The organism is Paracoccus sp. S4493 (assembly GCF_000967735.1).
GTDB classification, from domain to species: domain Bacteria; phylum Pseudomonadota; class Alphaproteobacteria; order Rhodobacterales; family Rhodobacteraceae; genus Paracoccus; species Paracoccus marcusii.
The window spans coordinates 1-285 of record NZ_JXYF01000257.1 but is presented as its reverse complement, the minus strand read 5'-3'; the positions used below and the strand labels follow the sequence as shown (position 1 = coordinate 285).

The 285-nt window shown below is 70.9% G+C and carries 1 protein-coding gene; it reads right to left on the bottom strand.

Going from position 1 to position 285, the window contains the following annotated elements; genetic code table 11:
- A partial coding sequence (locus TW83_RS16890; RefSeq protein WP_275451656.1) for an SIS domain-containing protein occupies positions 1-285 on the bottom strand: 285 nt, incomplete at its 3' end.

Sequence of the window (285 nt, the reverse complement as noted above, 5' to 3'; positions counted from 1 at the left end):
CCCGATCAGCGGGATCGAGAACCGCCGCGTATGCGCGATCAGATCGGCCAGCTCGGGCGTCTCGCCGCTGTTGGACAGGACCAGCGCCAGGTCGGATTCGGTGACCATGCCCAGATCGCCGTGGCTGGCCTCGGCCGGGTGCACGAACTGCGCGGGCGTCCCGGTGGAGGCGAAGGTCGCCGCGATCTTGCGGCCCACATGGCCCGACTTGCCCATGCCCGACACGACCACCCGGCCGCGCACCGCCAGGATCATCTCGACCGCGCGCGAGAACTCGTGGCCCAG